At 66.2% G+C, this 16847-nt stretch carries 12 protein-coding genes; 4 read left to right on the forward strand and 8 right to left on the reverse strand.

Going from position 1 to position 16847, the window contains the following annotated elements; genetic code table 11:
* Nucleotides 1-95: 95 nt before the first annotated feature.
* Nucleotides 96-974 (reverse strand): O-antigen ligase family protein, encoded by an 879-nt coding sequence (locus tag CLV70_RS39400; protein ID WP_146164296.1) that lies wholly within the window; start codon nt 972-974, stop codon nt 96-98.
* A gap of 868 nt (nt 975-1842) precedes the next feature.
* Here CLV70_RS39400 and CLV70_RS36255 point away from each other — a divergent pair.
* A complete protein-coding gene (locus tag CLV70_RS36255) occupies nt 1843-2775 on the forward strand; it encodes an NAD-dependent epimerase/dehydratase family protein (protein WP_106131149.1) in 933 nt (310 codons plus the stop codon).
* 73 nt (nt 2776-2848) lie between these two features.
* Here the strand turns inward: CLV70_RS36255 and CLV70_RS36260 are convergent, their stop codons facing one another.
* Genes CLV70_RS36260 through CLV70_RS36290 form a run of 7 tightly spaced genes read right to left on the reverse strand, consistent with a single transcriptional unit; the run spans nt 2849 to nt 11100 of the window.
* On the reverse strand, nt 2849-4045 hold the full coding sequence (locus tag CLV70_RS36260) for a glycosyltransferase (RefSeq protein ID WP_106131150.1): 1197 nt from the start codon (nt 4043-4045) through the stop codon (nt 2849-2851).
* Nucleotides 3963-5225, reverse strand: coding sequence for a glycosyltransferase (locus CLV70_RS36265; protein ID WP_146164297.1), 1263 nt, complete (start codon nt 5223-5225; stop codon nt 3963-3965). The genes CLV70_RS36260 and CLV70_RS36265 overlap by 83 nt, the downstream gene beginning before the upstream one ends.
* Nucleotides 5222-6601, reverse strand: coding sequence for a lipopolysaccharide biosynthesis protein (locus CLV70_RS36270; RefSeq protein WP_158277913.1), 1380 nt, complete (start codon nt 6599-6601; stop codon nt 5222-5224). The genes CLV70_RS36265 and CLV70_RS36270 overlap by 4 nt, the downstream gene beginning before the upstream one ends.
* Nucleotides 6598-7740 (reverse strand): non-hydrolyzing UDP-N-acetylglucosamine 2-epimerase, encoded by a 1143-nt coding sequence (gene wecB, locus CLV70_RS36275; RefSeq protein ID WP_106131153.1) that lies wholly within the window; start codon nt 7738-7740, stop codon nt 6598-6600. Before wecB ends, CLV70_RS36270 begins: the two co-directional genes overlap by 4 nt.
* The gene (locus CLV70_RS36280; RefSeq protein WP_106131154.1) at nt 7737-8984 is read right to left on the reverse strand and encodes a glycosyltransferase family 4 protein; all 1248 of its coding nucleotides are present in this window, start codon (nt 8982-8984) and stop codon (nt 7737-7739) included. The genes wecB and CLV70_RS36280 overlap by 4 nt, the downstream gene beginning before the upstream one ends.
* Nucleotides 8981-10057 (reverse strand): polysaccharide biosynthesis C-terminal domain-containing protein, encoded by a 1077-nt coding sequence (locus CLV70_RS36285; RefSeq protein WP_106131155.1) that lies wholly within the window; start codon nt 10055-10057, stop codon nt 8981-8983. Before CLV70_RS36285 ends, CLV70_RS36280 begins: the two co-directional genes overlap by 4 nt.
* A complete protein-coding gene (locus CLV70_RS36290) occupies nt 10054-11100 on the reverse strand; it encodes a polysaccharide biosynthesis protein (RefSeq protein WP_281260531.1) in 1047 nt (348 codons plus the stop codon). The genes CLV70_RS36285 and CLV70_RS36290 overlap by 4 nt, the downstream gene beginning before the upstream one ends.
* Before the next feature lie 275 nt (nt 11101-11375).
* Here CLV70_RS36290 and CLV70_RS36295 point away from each other — a divergent pair, with 275 nt between their 5' ends.
* The 3 genes from CLV70_RS36295 (at nt 11376) to CLV70_RS36305 (ending at nt 16845) form a co-directional block, all read left to right on the forward strand.
* On the forward strand, nt 11376-13286 hold the full coding sequence (locus CLV70_RS36295) for a DUF4012 domain-containing protein (RefSeq protein WP_158277914.1): 1911 nt from the start codon (nt 11376-11378) through the stop codon (nt 13284-13286).
* Nucleotides 13287-13585: 299 nt separating this feature from the next.
* The gene (locus CLV70_RS36300; protein ID WP_106131157.1) at nt 13586-15496 is read left to right on the forward strand and encodes a nucleoside-diphosphate sugar epimerase/dehydratase; all 1911 of its coding nucleotides are present in this window, start codon (nt 13586-13588) and stop codon (nt 15494-15496) included.
* Nucleotides 15497-15540: 44 nt separating this feature from the next.
* Nucleotides 15541-16845, forward strand: coding sequence for a nucleotide sugar dehydrogenase (locus CLV70_RS36305; protein WP_245908729.1), 1305 nt, complete (start codon nt 15541-15543; stop codon nt 16843-16845).
* The last annotated feature ends 2 nt before the right edge of the window (nt 16846-16847 follow it).

The following is a 16847-nucleotide window of genomic DNA, read 5'->3' on the forward strand; positions in this document are numbered from 1 at the left end:
GGCCCACCACCATGCCCGGACCGCCACACCCATCAACACCGATCGATCAAAGCGGTCCGGCCGAACCAGCAGCCATCACCTGCGAATCATCGAGGCTAGACAATAGCTGCTGTGGGATGGAGAAGCTTTTCGGGTTCTCCACGGCTTACCGAGGAAAATGGAGCTGTGGGTCGCGGAAGAGAGTCAACGAGCTCCGGAAGCCGTGACCAAAGGCCGAGCACCAGCCATGCGGCACTGGCCGCCTCCCAGTGGCCTGTGGCCCAAATCAGCACCCAAGAAAGGAGGAGGAGGCCGCCGAGGCGCCGGCATCGAACATGCCGACCGAATCCAGCCATTGCAGCGCCGACCATCGATGCGTAGAGAATTACTCCGATCCAACCGAAGTCGACTCCGAGCGTGAGCACGATGTTGTGCGATCCAATACCCAAGGGGTTCATAGCCCGGAAGTGGTTCATGCCAACGCCGGTGAGTTCGGCGCTCTCCCAGATGGCACGCGCGTATGGCCACACGTCCAGACGGCCGGAGAGGTCGCCGGTCTGACGATTGAAGAAGCGCTCTAGCTCCGGCAGTTGGGCGTCTCCGTACCACCCGAGTGCGACGGAGAGGAGCGCGACTGGAACGAAGCCCGTTGCAATTAGAAGCCATCCCGTTCGTGATGCGGTTAGCTTACGCGTAAGGGTAAAGGCAATGCCGGCCCCTAGCCCGAGCAAAGCCGCCCGGGTGCCGGTTGCCCAGATTCCTGCCGCGAGTATTAGCGCTGCAATGACTTGCGCAATACGGATTTTTCCGTGGGGCTGAACCAGCGCGCCGACGGCGATCGTTAATACGATTCCAGTGAGCAACACATATGCCGTGTAATTGATGTTTACGTTGGACGTCGGTCGCCAGTCGGCTCCTGTGCTTGCGGGCGCTTGGGCGATAACCGGCACTGCGACGTAGATGCAGCCGGCGATATAGGCGATGCAGACTGACACGAACTCGCGAACGTTGGTGATAAGGTGCCGTGTCGCAAGCAGCAGTAGGCATAGTAGCCAGTAGAACTGGGAACCGGCCGGGCCTGGAAAATGCCGAGTGTCGCAATAGGTAGCCCAAGCGGTAAAGGCTACCGCGAGCACGTCGACGGCCCCCAGTCGTGGCCACCTCCGGGCGAGGACGAAAGCAAGTGGAATCAACAAGAGACCGGAGTTGGACGGTGCGAGCAACGCGGCAAGATGTAGTGGGAGTAGATGAACTGGCCATTTCGACCACGAGTTGCTGTGGCCTCTTCGGCCAAGCCAAGCCAGTGCTACCAGCCCCAAGGCAGAGGAAATGCCGATCGCTGTCGGTGTTGGCCAAATCAATGTCGCCGTCACGGAGGCTGCCGCACCGGACATGGTGGCGGCGGTGACCTTGGCGTCGGGGTGCACGGGCAGCTCGATCCACCGGACCGAGAAACTGAACCATGGGGCGGCTAGGTCAGTCCGGTGAGCCCGACCGCAGCAGGTTTAACGCAGTCGATCTCCTCAGCGTCACGTCCCTCGTCCGGACGGGCGACGTCCATCTAGCCGCCCAACGCGGTCGGTCGCCGCTCCGGCTCGCCAAACCGGTCATGCTCCCTCCCCTGTCCGGCCTCTCTTGGAAGAGATCCGGGCAGATGCCGTGACGGGCTCAGACCCATGGAGTTGGGCCATCGATAGCTGCGCCCACCTCGGCGGTCATGCAAGAAGCGCCCGCAGCCGGTGAGGCGTCCACTACCCAGCCAGCGCCCGAAGGGCCAGCGTTTCTCGGAGAGGCGATGCACTCCTTGGCGAGTCCGCCCAACTTGAGCTTCGGCCTGGTCGCGAGAAGGATTGAGGTACTGACTTGAAGGTTGTCGTCACGGGCGGCGCCGGCTTCATCGGAGCCAACCTTTGCCGTGAACTTGCGTCCCGAGACTCCGTGGACAAGGTTGTTGCCTTGGACAACCTGAGCACCGGTTACGCCGAGAACCTCCGCGGAGTTGACGCTGAGCTGGTGGTCGGCAGCATCCTGGACCGCGACCTGTTGAACGATGTCGTGAGCGACGCAGATGCCGTCGTTCATCTGGCGGCGCGCCCGTCCGTTCCCCGGTCCGTCGCCGACCCCGTGGCGAGCCACGAGGCTAACGCGACAGGAACCCTGTATGTGTTGGAGGCCTGCCGGCGTCGGGAAACTCCTCTGATCGCGGCCTCGTCCTCCTCGGTGTACGGACCGACCGTGGAACTGCCAAAGAACGAGTACATGCCGACTCGGCCGCAGAGCCCTTATGCCGCGAGCAAGTTGGCGGCCGAGTCCTATGTGCTGTCCTTCGGTGCCACCTACAAGACGCCAACGCTGGCCTTCCGCTTCTTCAACGTCTACGGCCCGCTTCAGTCCGCGGGACATGCCTATGCCGCCGCCATCCCAGCGTTCGTCGACGCGGCGCTGCGCGGAAATCCGCTTCATGTTCACGGAGACGGCAAGCAGACCCGAGATTTCACGTTTGTCGGCTCGGTGGTGAAGGTGCTCGCCGAAGCTGCCGAACGTGGTGTTCGGCACGACAGGCCAGTCAATCTGGCGTTTGGGACGAGGGTCTCCCTGCTTGAGTTGATCAAGAAGATTGCGACGATAGCCGACCGAGATCTGAAGATCGAGTTCGAGCCGCCGCGAGCGGGCGACGTCCGCGACTCTCAAGCTTCGCAGGACATCCTCGGCGAGTTGTTTCCTGGACACACGCCGGTGTCGCTCGATGAGGGACTGACGCAGACGATTCGCTGGTACAGCGACAGACTTCAGTAGCAGATCTGCGGTACGGCGGTTGCGCGAAGGCGCCGGACGACCTAGTCGTCCGGCGCCTCGCCGTTGAAGATCACTAGTAGTGACGATCCGCTAAGTGTTCCCAGAGAGCACGATACTGATCAAACACAGCAGGTAATGAATACAGAGTCTTCGCCCGCAAAGCGGCGTTGGCACCCAACTTCGCGCGCATATCGGAATCAGCCATCAGGACTGCGATGCTCTGGCCGAGCTTGGCCGAATCTCGCGGCGGAACTGTGACGCCGCAATCTTCGCTCAGCATGTCCCCGATTGCTCCCACGTCACAAGCAATGACTGCTCGACCCAGACTCATTGCCTCGAGTACGGAATTAGGGAATCCCTCCGTGTGGCTCGGCAGAACGAAAATCTCGCAGCCGGCCATCAGAGACATCAATCGCTCGTGCTCTACCTCGCCCAGCACGGTGATGGTGGAGTCGGTACCTGGCCGCAGCCCCAGAGCGTCCAGGTAAGCGACGTCGTAGGTCCCCGCCAGCACTAGGTTCCAGCCATCGATGTGTAGTTCGCGCCATGCGGCTAGAAGTTCCTCGATGCCCTTTGCTCGTATGAGCCAGCCAGCGAAAAGAACGTACTTGCCGAACTCCTCTGACTCTGCTCGTGGCGACCAGTCGGGCGTGTCGATACAGTTAGGGATCAGACTGACCGGGAGGCCCGGACAGTGTTCCCTCAGAGCGTTTGCTGTCTTGCTGTCGATGGCTATTGTCGCATTCACCTTCGCCAGTAGTCTGCGAAGCAGTAGTCCCTCATATCCGTCTGATTTCAGGACGACTGGAACTCGCCCGAATCTGATATGAATGACGACGGGAACGCGGAATAGGCGTGCCAGTGTGGCAAGGACCAGGTCCCTTGCTATTCCAAATTGACCGGAGCAGTTGATGTGCACGACGTCGACCTGTCGGCGAGCAAGGCCCTGCGCCAGGGAGAAGGTGCACCGGAGGATTTGCGGAATCCCGGCGGATATGCGTGCCAAAGGCGAGGTTTGGGTAACAGACCGCAAACGCAGAGCAGTATTCAAGAGAGAGATACGGATCGTACTCTGGGATCGGGCATAGCGCATGACGAGCGCGGTCCATCTCGCTATACCTCCGGCAGGCGGAGGGAGTGGGCTAACGAGCTTAACTCGGACTGTCATCACATTCCTGAGGGTAGGCTCATACGATCGACTTAAGGAAACCGTCAATCGCGGTGGTGTAGGTTCGATAGTCGAAGTCGCGGACTGCGCGGCTTCGAGCATTGTGTCGCATGCGTTGCTTCTCGCCGCTCGTTAGATTGGCTGCTTTGTGCAACGCTTTCTCGAACTCGCTTGTCGAGTGGCTCGCGCTCACGACGCCTTCGACTCCGTCTCTCAGGTACAAACCAAGGTCGCTGGTTGTGTTCGCGATGACGGGCGTGCCGTTTGAAATACTTTCCACGAACTTCGTCGGGAAACCTGCTTGGGCGAATTTCGCGGGCTTCCGCAGCAGTACACTGAAGTCAGCTTCTTGCAGCTCCCTGCTGACTTCGGGCTGAGGTAGACGGCCGCTTGCTAGTACGGAAGCTGGCAACTCCGAGAACCCGGAAGCCTTTAGTAGTTCTTCCTTTGAGGGTCCGATTACTCGGAGACTTACACGCTTCCCGGATGGGTCGACGTGGTTGACTGCCTTAATGATCTGGCCGATCGAATCCTTCTTGCCTGGCGTCCCGGTATATACGAGACGCAGTCGCTCGTCTAGCGGCTCGCGCTGGTCCGCAATTTTAATACTAGCTACGTCGAATGTCGGAGGTATGCGCAGTACGGGCGATCCCTTGTCCGAGTAGTAGCGCTCCAGCATGGAGCTGATGGCGATGATTCCTGCGCACTTAGGGTAGTACTTCCTCAAGGCCAGCTGGGCACCTAGGTAGGAAGGGCCTAGGACTCCACCTTGTAGCTGTCTGGCGCTATACCACTCCACGACGTCGACGATAAGGGGTACGTTTGCTTGCTTGGACCAGGTTGAAAGGCGGCTGATGTACTGCAAATTGCCACCGTACAGAATCACGTGGCTTGGCTTCGGCTGCTGAGCTTCCAGCCAGCGGACCGTCCGTTGACCCCAGTCCAAGTAGACCTTTCGAGATTTCTGAACAACGGACTCTGCCGCGTTGGGAAGCTCGTCAAGGCCGATCGAAAGAATGTCGGCGGAGGTCTTTTCATTGGATAAATGACGTCGTATAAGGGTGGGCGAGTCTTCGCCGGATGCGACTACAACGTCACGGCCTGTCGCTGCGAGGGACATCGATATGCCGTGGACGCGTCGTGATGCGGCTTCGCCCCAGGGATAGCGGAAAGGGCCTACGTAGGCGACCCAGTCGCGGTCACCGGGCGCCCACATGCGGTCGGCCGGTGAATTCGCATGTTCGTTCGCTGGGTAGGAGGCCGGCGTCTCTTCGACAGTCACGGCGAGATGTCTCCTAACGGCTGCTTTGATTGTGATATTGACTTCCGATATCCAATGATCGCTGAGGGCGCAACGACCAATAGGTAAATGGCTGCGCCAACTAGCGGCACGAATTCGATGCCCAGCTTCTCAGCCGCAAACCATTTGGCGGGAAGTGAAAGCAGAAGGAACGCGAGCCATCCGCAGATTTGCGGTGCTACGACTCCGGTCGCGTTTTGCACCATGAATCGTGGCGACAGGGCAGCGACGCTTACCCACCAAATTGCCAGGGTGGTGATTAGCGGCCACTGGTCACGAGCCGGCCCTAACCAGTTGATCCAGCCCATTTCGCTGGCGAGTAGCAAAGCTGCGGCTGTGCCCGCGACGCTGATCGTTGAGGCCATGGTCATCAGTTTCGTTGTGCGCATGACCCACGTTGCATCACCCTTTGCCAATGCGTCGCCGTTTGCGGGCCATAGTGGTAGATTGATGATGTTAATGATCATGCCCAGAAGTGCGAGCAGTTTGGCCATGGTTGCGTAGACGGCCACGGCCGTCAAATCTACTGCGTGGGCGATGATCAGCTGGTCTGCATTCATCGCCACTGCCGTGATGACCGTAAGCGCGAAGAATCGGCTGCTCAGCGACATCAGGGATCGTGCTGTTCGAGGGTCAACGTCTCTGATGGATGGCGCGATCGCCGGCATTCGGGCACAGAAGTACCACAATGCATTTACTATATTGAACACGAGCGGGCCAGCGGTTGCGGCCCCTACGACGAAGGCGGGCTTCATGTCGCACGCGACTGCGGTCCACGCGAACGCGAGAGAGCTGAGGTTTCCGGCCGACTGCCATATGTTGCTCACGCCGACTAGTTGATATGCATACTGCACTCGAACAATGAGTGAAGCCGGGATGTTGATCACGAATATTGCAAGACAAATAATTGCTACATCGCTAGTCTGGCTCCCGCTGATGCTGTCTTCGACGTTGAATATGTCCGTCCACGGAATGATGCTCGAAAAAGACCAGAGGCTGAGTAGCAATGCGGCCGCTGTGGCCACTAGAACGGCGTAGGCGGTTGAGATGTTGCGCTTCGCCGCTGCCTCGTCGCCTTTTGAGTAGCAAGGAGCGAGTCGTGTCATCAGGCCATTGCCGAGCCCGAGATCCGCGAAGGCAACCATGCTCGTGATGGCCGTGAGCGTCATCCATAGACCGAAGAGGGCCGGCCCAAGGCTCTTGTACGTCAGGGGAATGAGGAGAAGCGGCGCCAGTGCACCTACGCCGCGGCTCAGCAGTGTCGTAACGATCCCTGCGGCGAGGCGACGTCCTCGGCTCGGGTCGCGGTTGTCCCCGGGGTGTGCCGCGTGCGGCTTGCTCGTCTGTTCGATCCTCACCGGGCAGAGCGATGGGAGGGCCGAATGCCCGCCCAGTCGTGATGCTTACCAACCGTGGAGAGGACGAAGGCGACGACGCGGCGCGAGGTATCGGCAACCTCGTAGTCGGCTGGGATGTCCGCCGAGCTTCCCTCGGCGCTATCGGCGATCAGCCCAATGCCTGCCAGCACCGTTTCCCGGGCCGTTCCGGTCATGACGATCGAGCCGGTGTCGAGGGCCTCTGGGCGCTCGATCGAGTCTCGGAGGGTCACAGCGGGGAAGCCGAGGATGGCCGACTCCTCGCTGATCGTCCCGCTGTCCGACAGCGTGCACTTGGCCTTCATCTGAAGGTGCACGTAGTCGAAGAAGCCGAACGGCTCGTGGAAGACGATGTTCTCCAGCGAGCCCGGGTCGTCCGCACGCTCCTCCAACCGCTTCCTGGTCCGCGGATGCGTGGAGACCAGAACCGGAAGGTTCCAGCGGTCTCGTACCGCCCGCAGGCAGTCGAGCAGCTGCCCGAGCCGCTCCGGGTCGTCCACGTTCTCCTCGCGGTGGGCGCTCACCAGGAAGTACCCGCCGGCCTCCAGGCCAAGCTTTTCCAGCACCTTGCTGGCCTCGATCTTCGGCCGGTAGTGGTCCAGGACCTCGCGCATCGGTGAGCCGGTGTGCATGATCCGACGGGGATGGAGGCCCTCCGCGAGGAGGTTGCGCCGCGCGTGCTCGGTGTAGACCAGGTTGAAGTCGCTGACATGGTCGACCATGCGGCGGTTGGTCTCTTCCGGCACATTGAGGTCGAAGCAGCGGTTGCCGGCCTCCATGTGGTAGACCGGCACCTTCATCCTGCGGGCCATAAGGGCTGCGATGCAGCTGTTGGTGTCGCCCAGGACGAGGAGAGCGTCCGGCTTCTCTTCCTTGATTGCTTCCTCGACGCCGGCGAGGACGCCGCCCAGCACCCGGCCCAGGGAGGAAGTGTCGACGCCCAGGAAGCGGTCCGGCTTGCGGAGTTCCAGCTCGTCGAAGAAGACGTCGCTGAGCATGTGGTCCCAGTTCTGGCCGGTGTGGACCAGGACGTGGTCTACGGTCTGGTCCAGTCTGCTGATGACCCGCGAGAGCCGGATGATCTCCGGGCGGGTGCCGACGACGGTCATTACCTTGGTCATGGCTCTCGCCTTCCGGTGACGGCCGCTTCGATCAGCATGTCTTCGAGCTGGTCGACGCCGGCCTGGCGGGACATTCGGGTCTGGTAGACCTGGTGCGCGCGGCGAGTCATCTCGGCGTGCTCGTCGGCGGGTATCTTGGCGGCCTGGCGGAAGCGGTCGGCCAGGAGGCGCCAGTCGTCCGGGGGGCAGGCCAGGCCGACGCCGTTGGTCTCCACGAGCTCGGCGCAGTCGCCGGGGACGGAGACGACGACGGGCGAGCCGCAGGCGAGGGCCGATTGGAGTTTCGACGGGATGGTGCCCTGGAAGATCGGGAGGTTGCGCAGGCTGACGAGCTGGAAGTCGGCTGCCGCGTAGAGGGCTGCCATGTCGGCGATCGGGCGGCGGCCCAGGAAGCGGATATTGTCCGCTCCCAGGTCCCGGGTGAGGTCCCGGGCGGCCTGCTCGGCGGTTCCCGACCCGGCCAGGACGAGGTCGATCTCGGAGCGGTCGGCGAGGCTGGCCGCGGCGCGTACGGCGCCCTCGATGTTCTGGAACGGGCCCATGGTGCCGGCGTACATGATGGTGCAGCGGTCGCGGCGGCCGATGTCGCGGCGGGCGTGCTCCGAGCTGTCGACGGGGCGGAAGAGTTTCTCGTCCGCCCAGTTCAGGATGACGCGGGTGCGGCGCGGATCGGCGCCCCGGGCGACGATCATGTCCCGCATCGTCGGGGCGATGACCGCGATGCCCGAGGAGGCGCGGTAGATGCGGCGCATCACGGCATGCAGGCTTCGTTCGACGGTACGGCCGACCCGGCCGCTCGGCGCCATCGCGGACGAGGTGACGGACTCCGGCCAGATGTCCTGGACGTGGATCACGACCGGGATGCCGCGCAGCGCCTTGAGCATGGCCGCGGCGGCGAAGGCGGTGGCCGGGGTGAGGTAGACGTAGACGACGTCGACGCCGGCGAGGAACTTCCAGGCCGCGAGCGAGCTGGTCGCCGAGAAGGACAGGAAGTTGGCGGCCCGGTGGGCTCCCGAGGCGTCGTGGCTCGCGTAGAGCGGGACGCGGCGTACCGTCGCGCCGCTCTGGCGGCTCCGGTCGTTCCAGCGCTGCTGGTAGCCCGGGTAGATCTTGCCCTCGGGGTAGTTGGGGAAGCCGGTCAGGACGCGTACCTCGTGGCCACGGCTGACCAGGTCCTCGGCGAGGTTGCCGGGGATGACCACCGGCTCCGGGTCGTACCACTGGGAGATGATGCCGATTCTCATGCCACGGGCTCCGGGTAGGTGTCCGGGTTCGCGGGATCGAAGAGGTCGTTGGACCAGAACAGGGTGGTCAGCTCACCGCCACCGACGTTGGTGATGTTGTGCGCCCACATCGTCGGCATGTCCACCACGGCCGGCTCGTCGCCCGAGACCCGGAAGCTCAGCACCTCGTCGTGCAGGACCCGCCGCATGCTGATCTGGGCCTCGCCGCGGACGACCACGAACCGTTCCACCTTGGCCAGGTGGAAGTGCTGGCCGCGGGTGACGCCGGGCACCGTGGAGGAGCAGAAGGTCTGCCCGCCGCCACCGTGCACCTTGACCGTCTCCACCAGGCTGCCCCGCGCGTCCGCATGCCGGGTGAGGCCCACCGGGGCCGGCGCCAGATGGGAGCGGTAGGTGTTGAACAGGCGTACGTCGAAGCGGTCCATGAGCTCGGGGATCTCCGCGGTCCGGTAGACGGAGGCGAAGCGGTCGAGCTGATCGGCGAGCTGCCGTACGGTGCGCCGCACGGTCGGCACTTCGTCGTTGGTGCCGAGCAGGATGCCCGCCGCGTCCGTGACGTGCAGCAGTTCCAGCTCGCGGTCACCGCTGACCTGCGGAACGCCACCGTCGGCCAGCAGGCGGCAGAAGGTGGCGATCACCGAGTTGTAGTGCGGCCGGCCGTGCTCGCCGAAGAGGTTCGGCAGGAGCACGTCGACGAATTCGGAGCCCAGCCAGCGGGTGGTCTCGGAGAGCAGGGCGGCCGCGGCCGCCTTGCCGTCGCCGTACGGGGTGCCGTTGCCCGCCTGGATCGAGTTGGCGAAGACGACGGTCTTGGGCGGGGTGCCGCAGGCGCGGAGGCCGGCGGCGAGCTGAGCGGCCAGGTTCGGGTTGCCGGCGGCGACGTCGCCGCGGTTGATGCCGGCGATGTGGATGACCCGGTCGGCGCCGTCGAGGGCGCTCGCGAGCCGTTCCGGGTCGGCGAGCATCGCGCGATCCACGATGGACGGCTCCGGCAGGCCGAGGCTGCGGGCGAGGACGCGCACGTGCCAGCCCAGGAACCCACCGGCACCGGTGAGGACGAGGGAGGACGTCATGCCGTCACCGAGTCCGGCAGGCGGTCGGCGGCGGAGAGCTGGGCCCGCACCTCGGGGAGGGTCAGCAGCAGAGACTCGACCTCCGGCACGGTGAGCCGCGGGGCGTTCGAGGAGTTGAAGTCGAAGACCTGCTCGCGCTCGATCTCGCCCTCGTCGAAGTACAGGGCGTAGTTGAGGTCGCGGCTGTCCAACGGCACGCGGAAGAAGTCACCGAAGTCCTGCGCGTGTTCCAGCTCCTCGCGGCTGGCCAGGGTCTCGGCCATCTTCTCGCCGTGCCGGATACCGAGGATGTTCATCTTGAACGGGACGCCGAAGAGGTTGCACAGCGCCTCGCCGAGATCCGCGATGGTCGACGCCGCCGCCTTGCGGATGAAGATGTCGCCCGGGTTGGCGTGCGTGAAGGCGTGCTCGACCAGGTCGACCGACTCGGCGAGGGACATCAGGAAGCGGGTCATCCGGGGTTCGGTCACGGTGATTGGCTGGCCCGCCCGGATCTGCTCGATGAACAGGGGGATGACCGAGCCGCGCGAGTACATGACGTTGCCGTAGCGGACGCAGGAGACGTTGGTCGCCGCGTTCGGGTTGTTGCGGGCGTGGGCCTGGGCGACCTTCTCCATGAGGGCCTTGCTGATGCCCATGGCGTTGATCGGCTGGACCGCCTTGTCGGTGCTGAGGAAGACCACCGACGCGACGTCGTTGCGCTCGCACGCCTCGATGACGTTCGCGCTGCCGAGCACGTTGGTGCGCACGGCCTCGAGCGGGAAGAACTCGCACGACGGCACCTGCTTGAGCGCGGCGGCGTGGAAGACGTAATTGACGCCCCGCGCCGCCTTCGTGACCGAGTCGAGGTCGCGGACGTCGCCGACGTAGAAGCGGACCCGATCGTCACGCAGCCGGCGCCGCAGGTCGTCCTGCTTCGCCTCGTCGCGGCTGAGAACCCGGACCTCAGCCGCACCCGCACTGAGCAGACGGCCGACCATGGTCTGGCCGAACGAGCCGGTGCCGCCGGTGATGAGAAAGCGTTGGTCCTTGAGCGAGGGCAACAAGGGAGTCCTCCGAGCATCGCTGAGAGACGATCGATACTCCGGGACCAACGACGGGTCGGGCGGGGCGGTGTCGGACCGGGCATGAGGGATCCGGGTGGGGTGGGATATCCGAGGGAATTCACCTCAAGGGGGTAAGCCGAACACCCCGGCCCGGGCTGTTCCGTTAGTCAGGGATGGCCGGAGTTCGGACACACCGGACGGTGGTCTCTTGCGGTCGCAATTGTCGGCTGACCTTATAAATGCGCTTCACTTTCGTCTTAGGGAATTTCAGCGTGGCCCACGAGGAACAGGATCCGCCGCCGGGCGGGCCGGATCGATATTCTTTTGTCCCGCCCGCCGAGGGTGAGCCGAGCATCGAGTTCAAGAAGGTGCGCCGGGCGTCGGAGGGTGCGACCGCGCCCCGGGTGCGTAAGCGGCGGCCGCGGTGGCGGAAGGCCGGCGTTCTGACCGCTGCCGGGCTGGTTGTCGTGCTGGTGCTGGGGGCCGGCTGGGTGGGGGTGCAGGGGTGGCGTGCCAAGGGTCATCTGCAGACCGCCGGTGGGCTGTTCGTGCAGCTTCAGCAGCAGATCCGGGCCGGGGAGGTGGCCGCGGCCAGGGGGACGCTGGCCGCGTTGCAGCTTGAGACGCGGGCCGCGCGGGACGAGACCGACGGGTTCGGGTGGGCGGTCGGCGGGAAGGTGCCGGGGGTCGGGGATGACCTGGGCGCTGTGCGTACGGTGGCCAAGGTTCTTGATGATCTTGCTGTTGACGGGCTGCCGTCGCTGCTGGACGTGGCGTCGGGGCTGGACCCGAAGACGCTCGCGCCGAAGGACGGGCGGGTCGATCTGACCTCGCTCTCCGCCGCCGCGCCCCGGATCGCGGCGGGCCTCGCCGTGATCAAGCGGGCCCGCGCGGAGGTGGCCGGCATCGACGCCGACGGGCTGATGGACCAGGTCGGCGCCGCGGTGACGCAGCTGTCCGACGGGCTGGCCAAGGCCGACCAGCTGGTCTCCACCGCCGACCGGGCGGCGCGGCTGCTGCCGCGGATGCTGGGGGCGCAGGGGCCGCGGACCTACCTCGTGCTGTTCCAGAACAACGCGGAGGTGCGGGCCACCGGCGGCATGCCGGGGGCGTACATCGTGGTGCACGCCGACGCCGGCGCGGTCACCATCACCGACCAGGGCACCGCCGCCAGCGACCTCAAGGTGTTCGACCCGCCCGTGCAGGCGCTCGACACCGACCAGGTGGCGCTCTACACCGACCGGCCCGCGGTGTTCCCCGCGGACGTGAACCTGACGCCGGACTTCCCGACCGCGGCCGCGCTGATGCGGGCCATGTACCGCAAGCGGTCCGGCGTCACCGTCGACGGGGTGCTGGCGACCGACCCGGTGGCGCTGTCGTACCTGCTCAAGGCCACCGGGGCGGTGCCGATGCCGCAGGGCGGGCCGCTCACCGCGGACAACGCCGTGCGGGTGCTGCTCTCCGAGGCGTACGCGAAATATCCCGACCCCGCCGACCAGGACGCCTATTTCGCGAAGGCCGCGCGGGCCACGTTCCAGGCCCTGATCAAGGGTCAGGGTGACGCCAAGGGCATGGTCACGCAGCTGGCCCGGGCGGCCGGCGAACGCCGCCTGCTGATGTGGACGGCCGACGCGACCGAGGAGGCCGCGCTGGCCGGGACGGTGCTCGAGGGGCGGCTGCCCAGCGACCCGGCGACCCGGCCGACGGTCGGGGTGTTCCTCAACGACGGCACCGGGGCGAAGCTCAGCTACTACCTCACGCACGCCGCGGACCTGACCGTCGGGGACTGCGATGAGGAAGGCGGCCGCGAATTCCACCTGAAGGTGACGCTCGGCTCGACCGCGCCGACCGCGGACCTGCCCGCGTACGTGACCGGGCTCGCCCTGACCGGCGACAAGTACACCTCCCGGACGAACGTCATGGTCTTCAGCCCGACCGGCGGCGGGGTGGTCCAGGTCAGATCGGACGGCAAGGACCTCGACTTCGGTACGGGCCTGGAACGCGACAGGTCCGTCGCGGTGATCACCGTCGAGCTGCCACCCGGCACCAGCCGGACGCTGGACGTGACCATCCAGCCGGGGGCCGCGCCGGAGGACGGCGAGGCGGTGCGTCCCCAGCTGTGGACCACCCCGGGCGTACGGCCCTGGCAGACGTCCGTGGCCTCGGGGGCGGCCTGCGTGTAGCACGGCGAAGATCGGAGAATCTGCCCTGCCACGACGTGTGGCGGGGCAATTTTCCTTTCACGCCTGAGGACTAATCCGTACGTCTTTCCGGGCGCATCCGTTGTTCCGCGGTTCGCGCAGAAACGTACGGGGGTATCCGCCGTACGGCCACCGTGTCCCGGCCGATCTGCGCATGTATGCGAGTCGGTGGCACGCGTTGTCCCTATCGGACCGGTCGCGTCGCGCCGTCCGTCGAAAAAGCGCCCGCCGAATAGGAGCGCGGTGCTGAGCAAAGTCGAATAATACTCTGAAGAGGCCGTATGTCATTCGCAGCGCGTATTCGGCAGTCCGGCAGTCCGGCTCGGCGTACCCGGGTCCTCGGCCCCTGGCTGGTGGACGCCGGAGCCTGGGCCCTCGGCCTGGTCGCGGCGGTCTTCGCTCGGTATGACGCGGACCTCGTGGCCGCGCCGCTGACCGCGACCGCCGCGGCGGTCGCCGTGGCGATCGTCCTGCACACGGTGATCGGCCACCAGCAGTTCCTCTACCGCGGCCGGTACGGGTTCGGCACCTTCGAGGAGGTGCGGGCGGTCTTCACCACCGCCCTCGCGGTCGTCCTGGTGCTCTTCGCCATCGACCTCGCGCTGCCGTCGCGCCCCGTGCCGCTCAGCGCCGCCCTCGTCGGTGGGCCGATCGCGCTGATCGTCATGTTCGCCGTGCGGTACGTGCGCCGGCTGCAGCACGAGCGCCGGTTGCGGCCCGACGCGCAGCAGGCCACCCCGGCGCTGCTGTTCGGGGCCGGCGCCGCCGGGCAGCGGCTGCTGCGCTCGCTCATGCAGGACCCGAACAGCCAGTACGTGCCCGTCGGGCTGATCGACGACGACCCGCGCAAGCGCCACCTGCGGGTGAACGGGATCGCCGTCAAGGGCGACCGGAACGACCTCAGAAGCGTGCTCGCCGCGACCGGGGCCCGGGTGGTGATCTTCGCCGTGGCCAACGTGGACGCGTCGATCATCCGCGAGGTTCGCCGCCGTACGCTCGACGCCGGTGCCGGTTTCAAGGTCGTGCCGTCGTTCAGCGAACTGCTCGACGGCAAGGTCAGCTCCGCCGACGTGCGCGACGTGAACATCGCCGACCTGCTCGGACGGCACCAGGTCGACACCGACCTCGACGCGATCGCCGGATACCTCAAGGGCAAGCGGGTGCTGGTCACCGGCGCCGGCGGCTCGATCGGCTCCGAGCTGTGCCGGCAGCTGCACCGGTTCGCCCCCGCCGAGCTGATGATGCTCGACCGGGACGAGTCCGCGCTGCACGCCGTACAGCTGTCCCTGCACGGCCGGGCCCTGCTCGACAGCCCGGAGCTGATCCTCGCCGACCTGCGCGACGGCGACCGGATCGCGGCGATCTTCGCCGAGCGGCGCCCGCAGGTCGTGTTCCACGCCGCCGCGCTCAAGCACCTCTCGCTGCTCGAGAATCACCCGGGCGAGGCGGTCAAGAGCAACGTCTGGGGTACGCAGACAGTCCTCGAAGCCTCCGCGGCGGCCGGCGTCGAACGGTTCGTCAACATCTCCACCGACAAGGCAGCCAACCCCACCAGCGTGCTCGGCTTCTCCAAGCGGATCACCGAACGGCTCACCGCGCACGCCGCCACCACCGGCGACGGCACGTACCTGAGCGTGCGGTTCGGCAACGTGCTCGGCAGCCGCGGGTCGGTGCTCACCGCGTTCGCGGCGCAGATCGCCGCCGGCGGGCCCGTCACCGTCACCGACCCCGAGGTGACCCGGTACTTCATGACCGTCCAGGAGGCCGTGCAGCTGGTCATCCAGGCGGCGGCGATCGGGCGCGACGGCGAGGCGCTGGTCCTGGAGATGGGGCGGCCGGTGCGGATCGCCCAGGTGGCGCGGCAGATGGCCGAACAGGCAGACACCCCGGTCGAGATCGTCTACACCGGACTCCGGTACGGCGAGAAGCTGCACGAGGACCTGTTCGGGGACGGCGAGGAGGACCGGCGCCCGCTGCACCCGCTGATCTCGCACGTGGCGGTGCCGGCGCTCAACCCGTACGAGGTCCAGATCCTCGCCCCGTACGCGGAGCCGGACCGGATCGTCAAGGAGCTCGCCGCCCTCTGCCAGGCCCGGCCGATGCAGACCGTCGCCGCCGGGCACATCGGCCGGCAGGGCGGCCCGGTCGACCTCCGCGAAACCGTCGTGATGCGGCGACCGCACGGCCTCTGACGAGCCCATCCCCGTTCCCCCCACCCCGTTTCGGAGAAGAACTCATGACCTCGACCCAGCTGCGCATGCCGGTCCAGCGGCCCGCCACCAAGCCCTTCCGGTACGACGTGGCGGTCGTCGGGCTCGGCTACGTCGGGCTGCCCACGGCGCTGGCGCTGCGCGCGGCCGGCCGGCGGGTCGTCGGCATGGAGATCAGCACGGACCGGGTCGCCGAGATCCGTACGGGCGACGCCGACCTGCTGCCGTCCGACCGCTCCCGGCTGCTCGACGCGCTCGAGGACGACGACGCGTTCCGGCTCACCGCCGACCCGGCCGAGAGCGCCACCGCGCGGATCGTCCTGGTGTGCGTGCCCACCCCGATCGACCACCACCTCGCCCCCGACCTCGACGCGCTGCGGGCCGCCTGCCGCAGCGTCGTGGAGCGGGCGGTGCCGGGGCAGACCCTGGTGCTGACCTCCACCACGTACGTGGGCTGCACCCGCGACTTCCTCGTCGAGCCGCTGCGCCGGCGCGGCCTCGAGGCCGGGAAGGACGTGTACGTGGCGTTCGCCCCCGAACGCATCGACCCGGGCAACGAACGGCACGTCCAGAAGCAGGTGCCGCGCGTGGTCGGCGGGGTGTCGGCGGAATGCGTACAGCGCACGACGGAACTCCTCGAAGGCTGCGCCAGCTACGTCCACCCGGTCAGCAGCGTCGAGGCGGCCGAACTCACCAAGCTCTACGAGAACACGTTCCGCGCGGTGAACATCTCGATGGCCAACGAGTTCGCCGACATCAGCCGAGGCCTGGGACTCGACATCACCGAGGTGATCGACGCGGCGGCGACCAAGCCGTACGGCTTCATGCCGTTCTACCCCGGCCCCGGCGTCGGCGGCCACTGCATCCCCTGCGACCCGCACTACCTGCTCTGGCAACTCCGCGCCGACCGGGTCACCTCCCCGCTCATCGAAACCGCGATGACCCAGGTGGCAGCCCGGCCGGGCCGCGTCGTCCAACGCCTCGTCGAGGTCCTGGCCGCCGGCGGCAAGGCCCTCGGCAACGCCAAGGTGCTGGTCGTCGGCGTGGCCTACAAGCCGGGCGTGGCCGACGTACGCGAATCCCCGGCCCTGGAAATCATCGACCGCATGCGAGACGCGGGCGCGTCGGTGTCCTTCACCGACGACCTGGTCGAGTCGATCCTGGTCCGCGGCGGACGAATGCGCTCGGTCCGCGCGTCGGCGGCGGAATGGGACGCGGTGCTGGTCCACACGCTGCACCCGGGGGTGGACCACGGCTGGCTGGCCGAGGCCCCGATCCTGCTCGACACGACCTACCGCCTCCAGAAGATCGCCCACCGCTCCGTCCTGTAGGC

Source organism: Pseudosporangium ferrugineum, from assembly GCF_003002065.1.
Taxonomy (GTDB): domain Bacteria; phylum Actinomycetota; class Actinomycetes; order Mycobacteriales; family Micromonosporaceae; genus Actinoplanes; species Actinoplanes ferrugineus_A.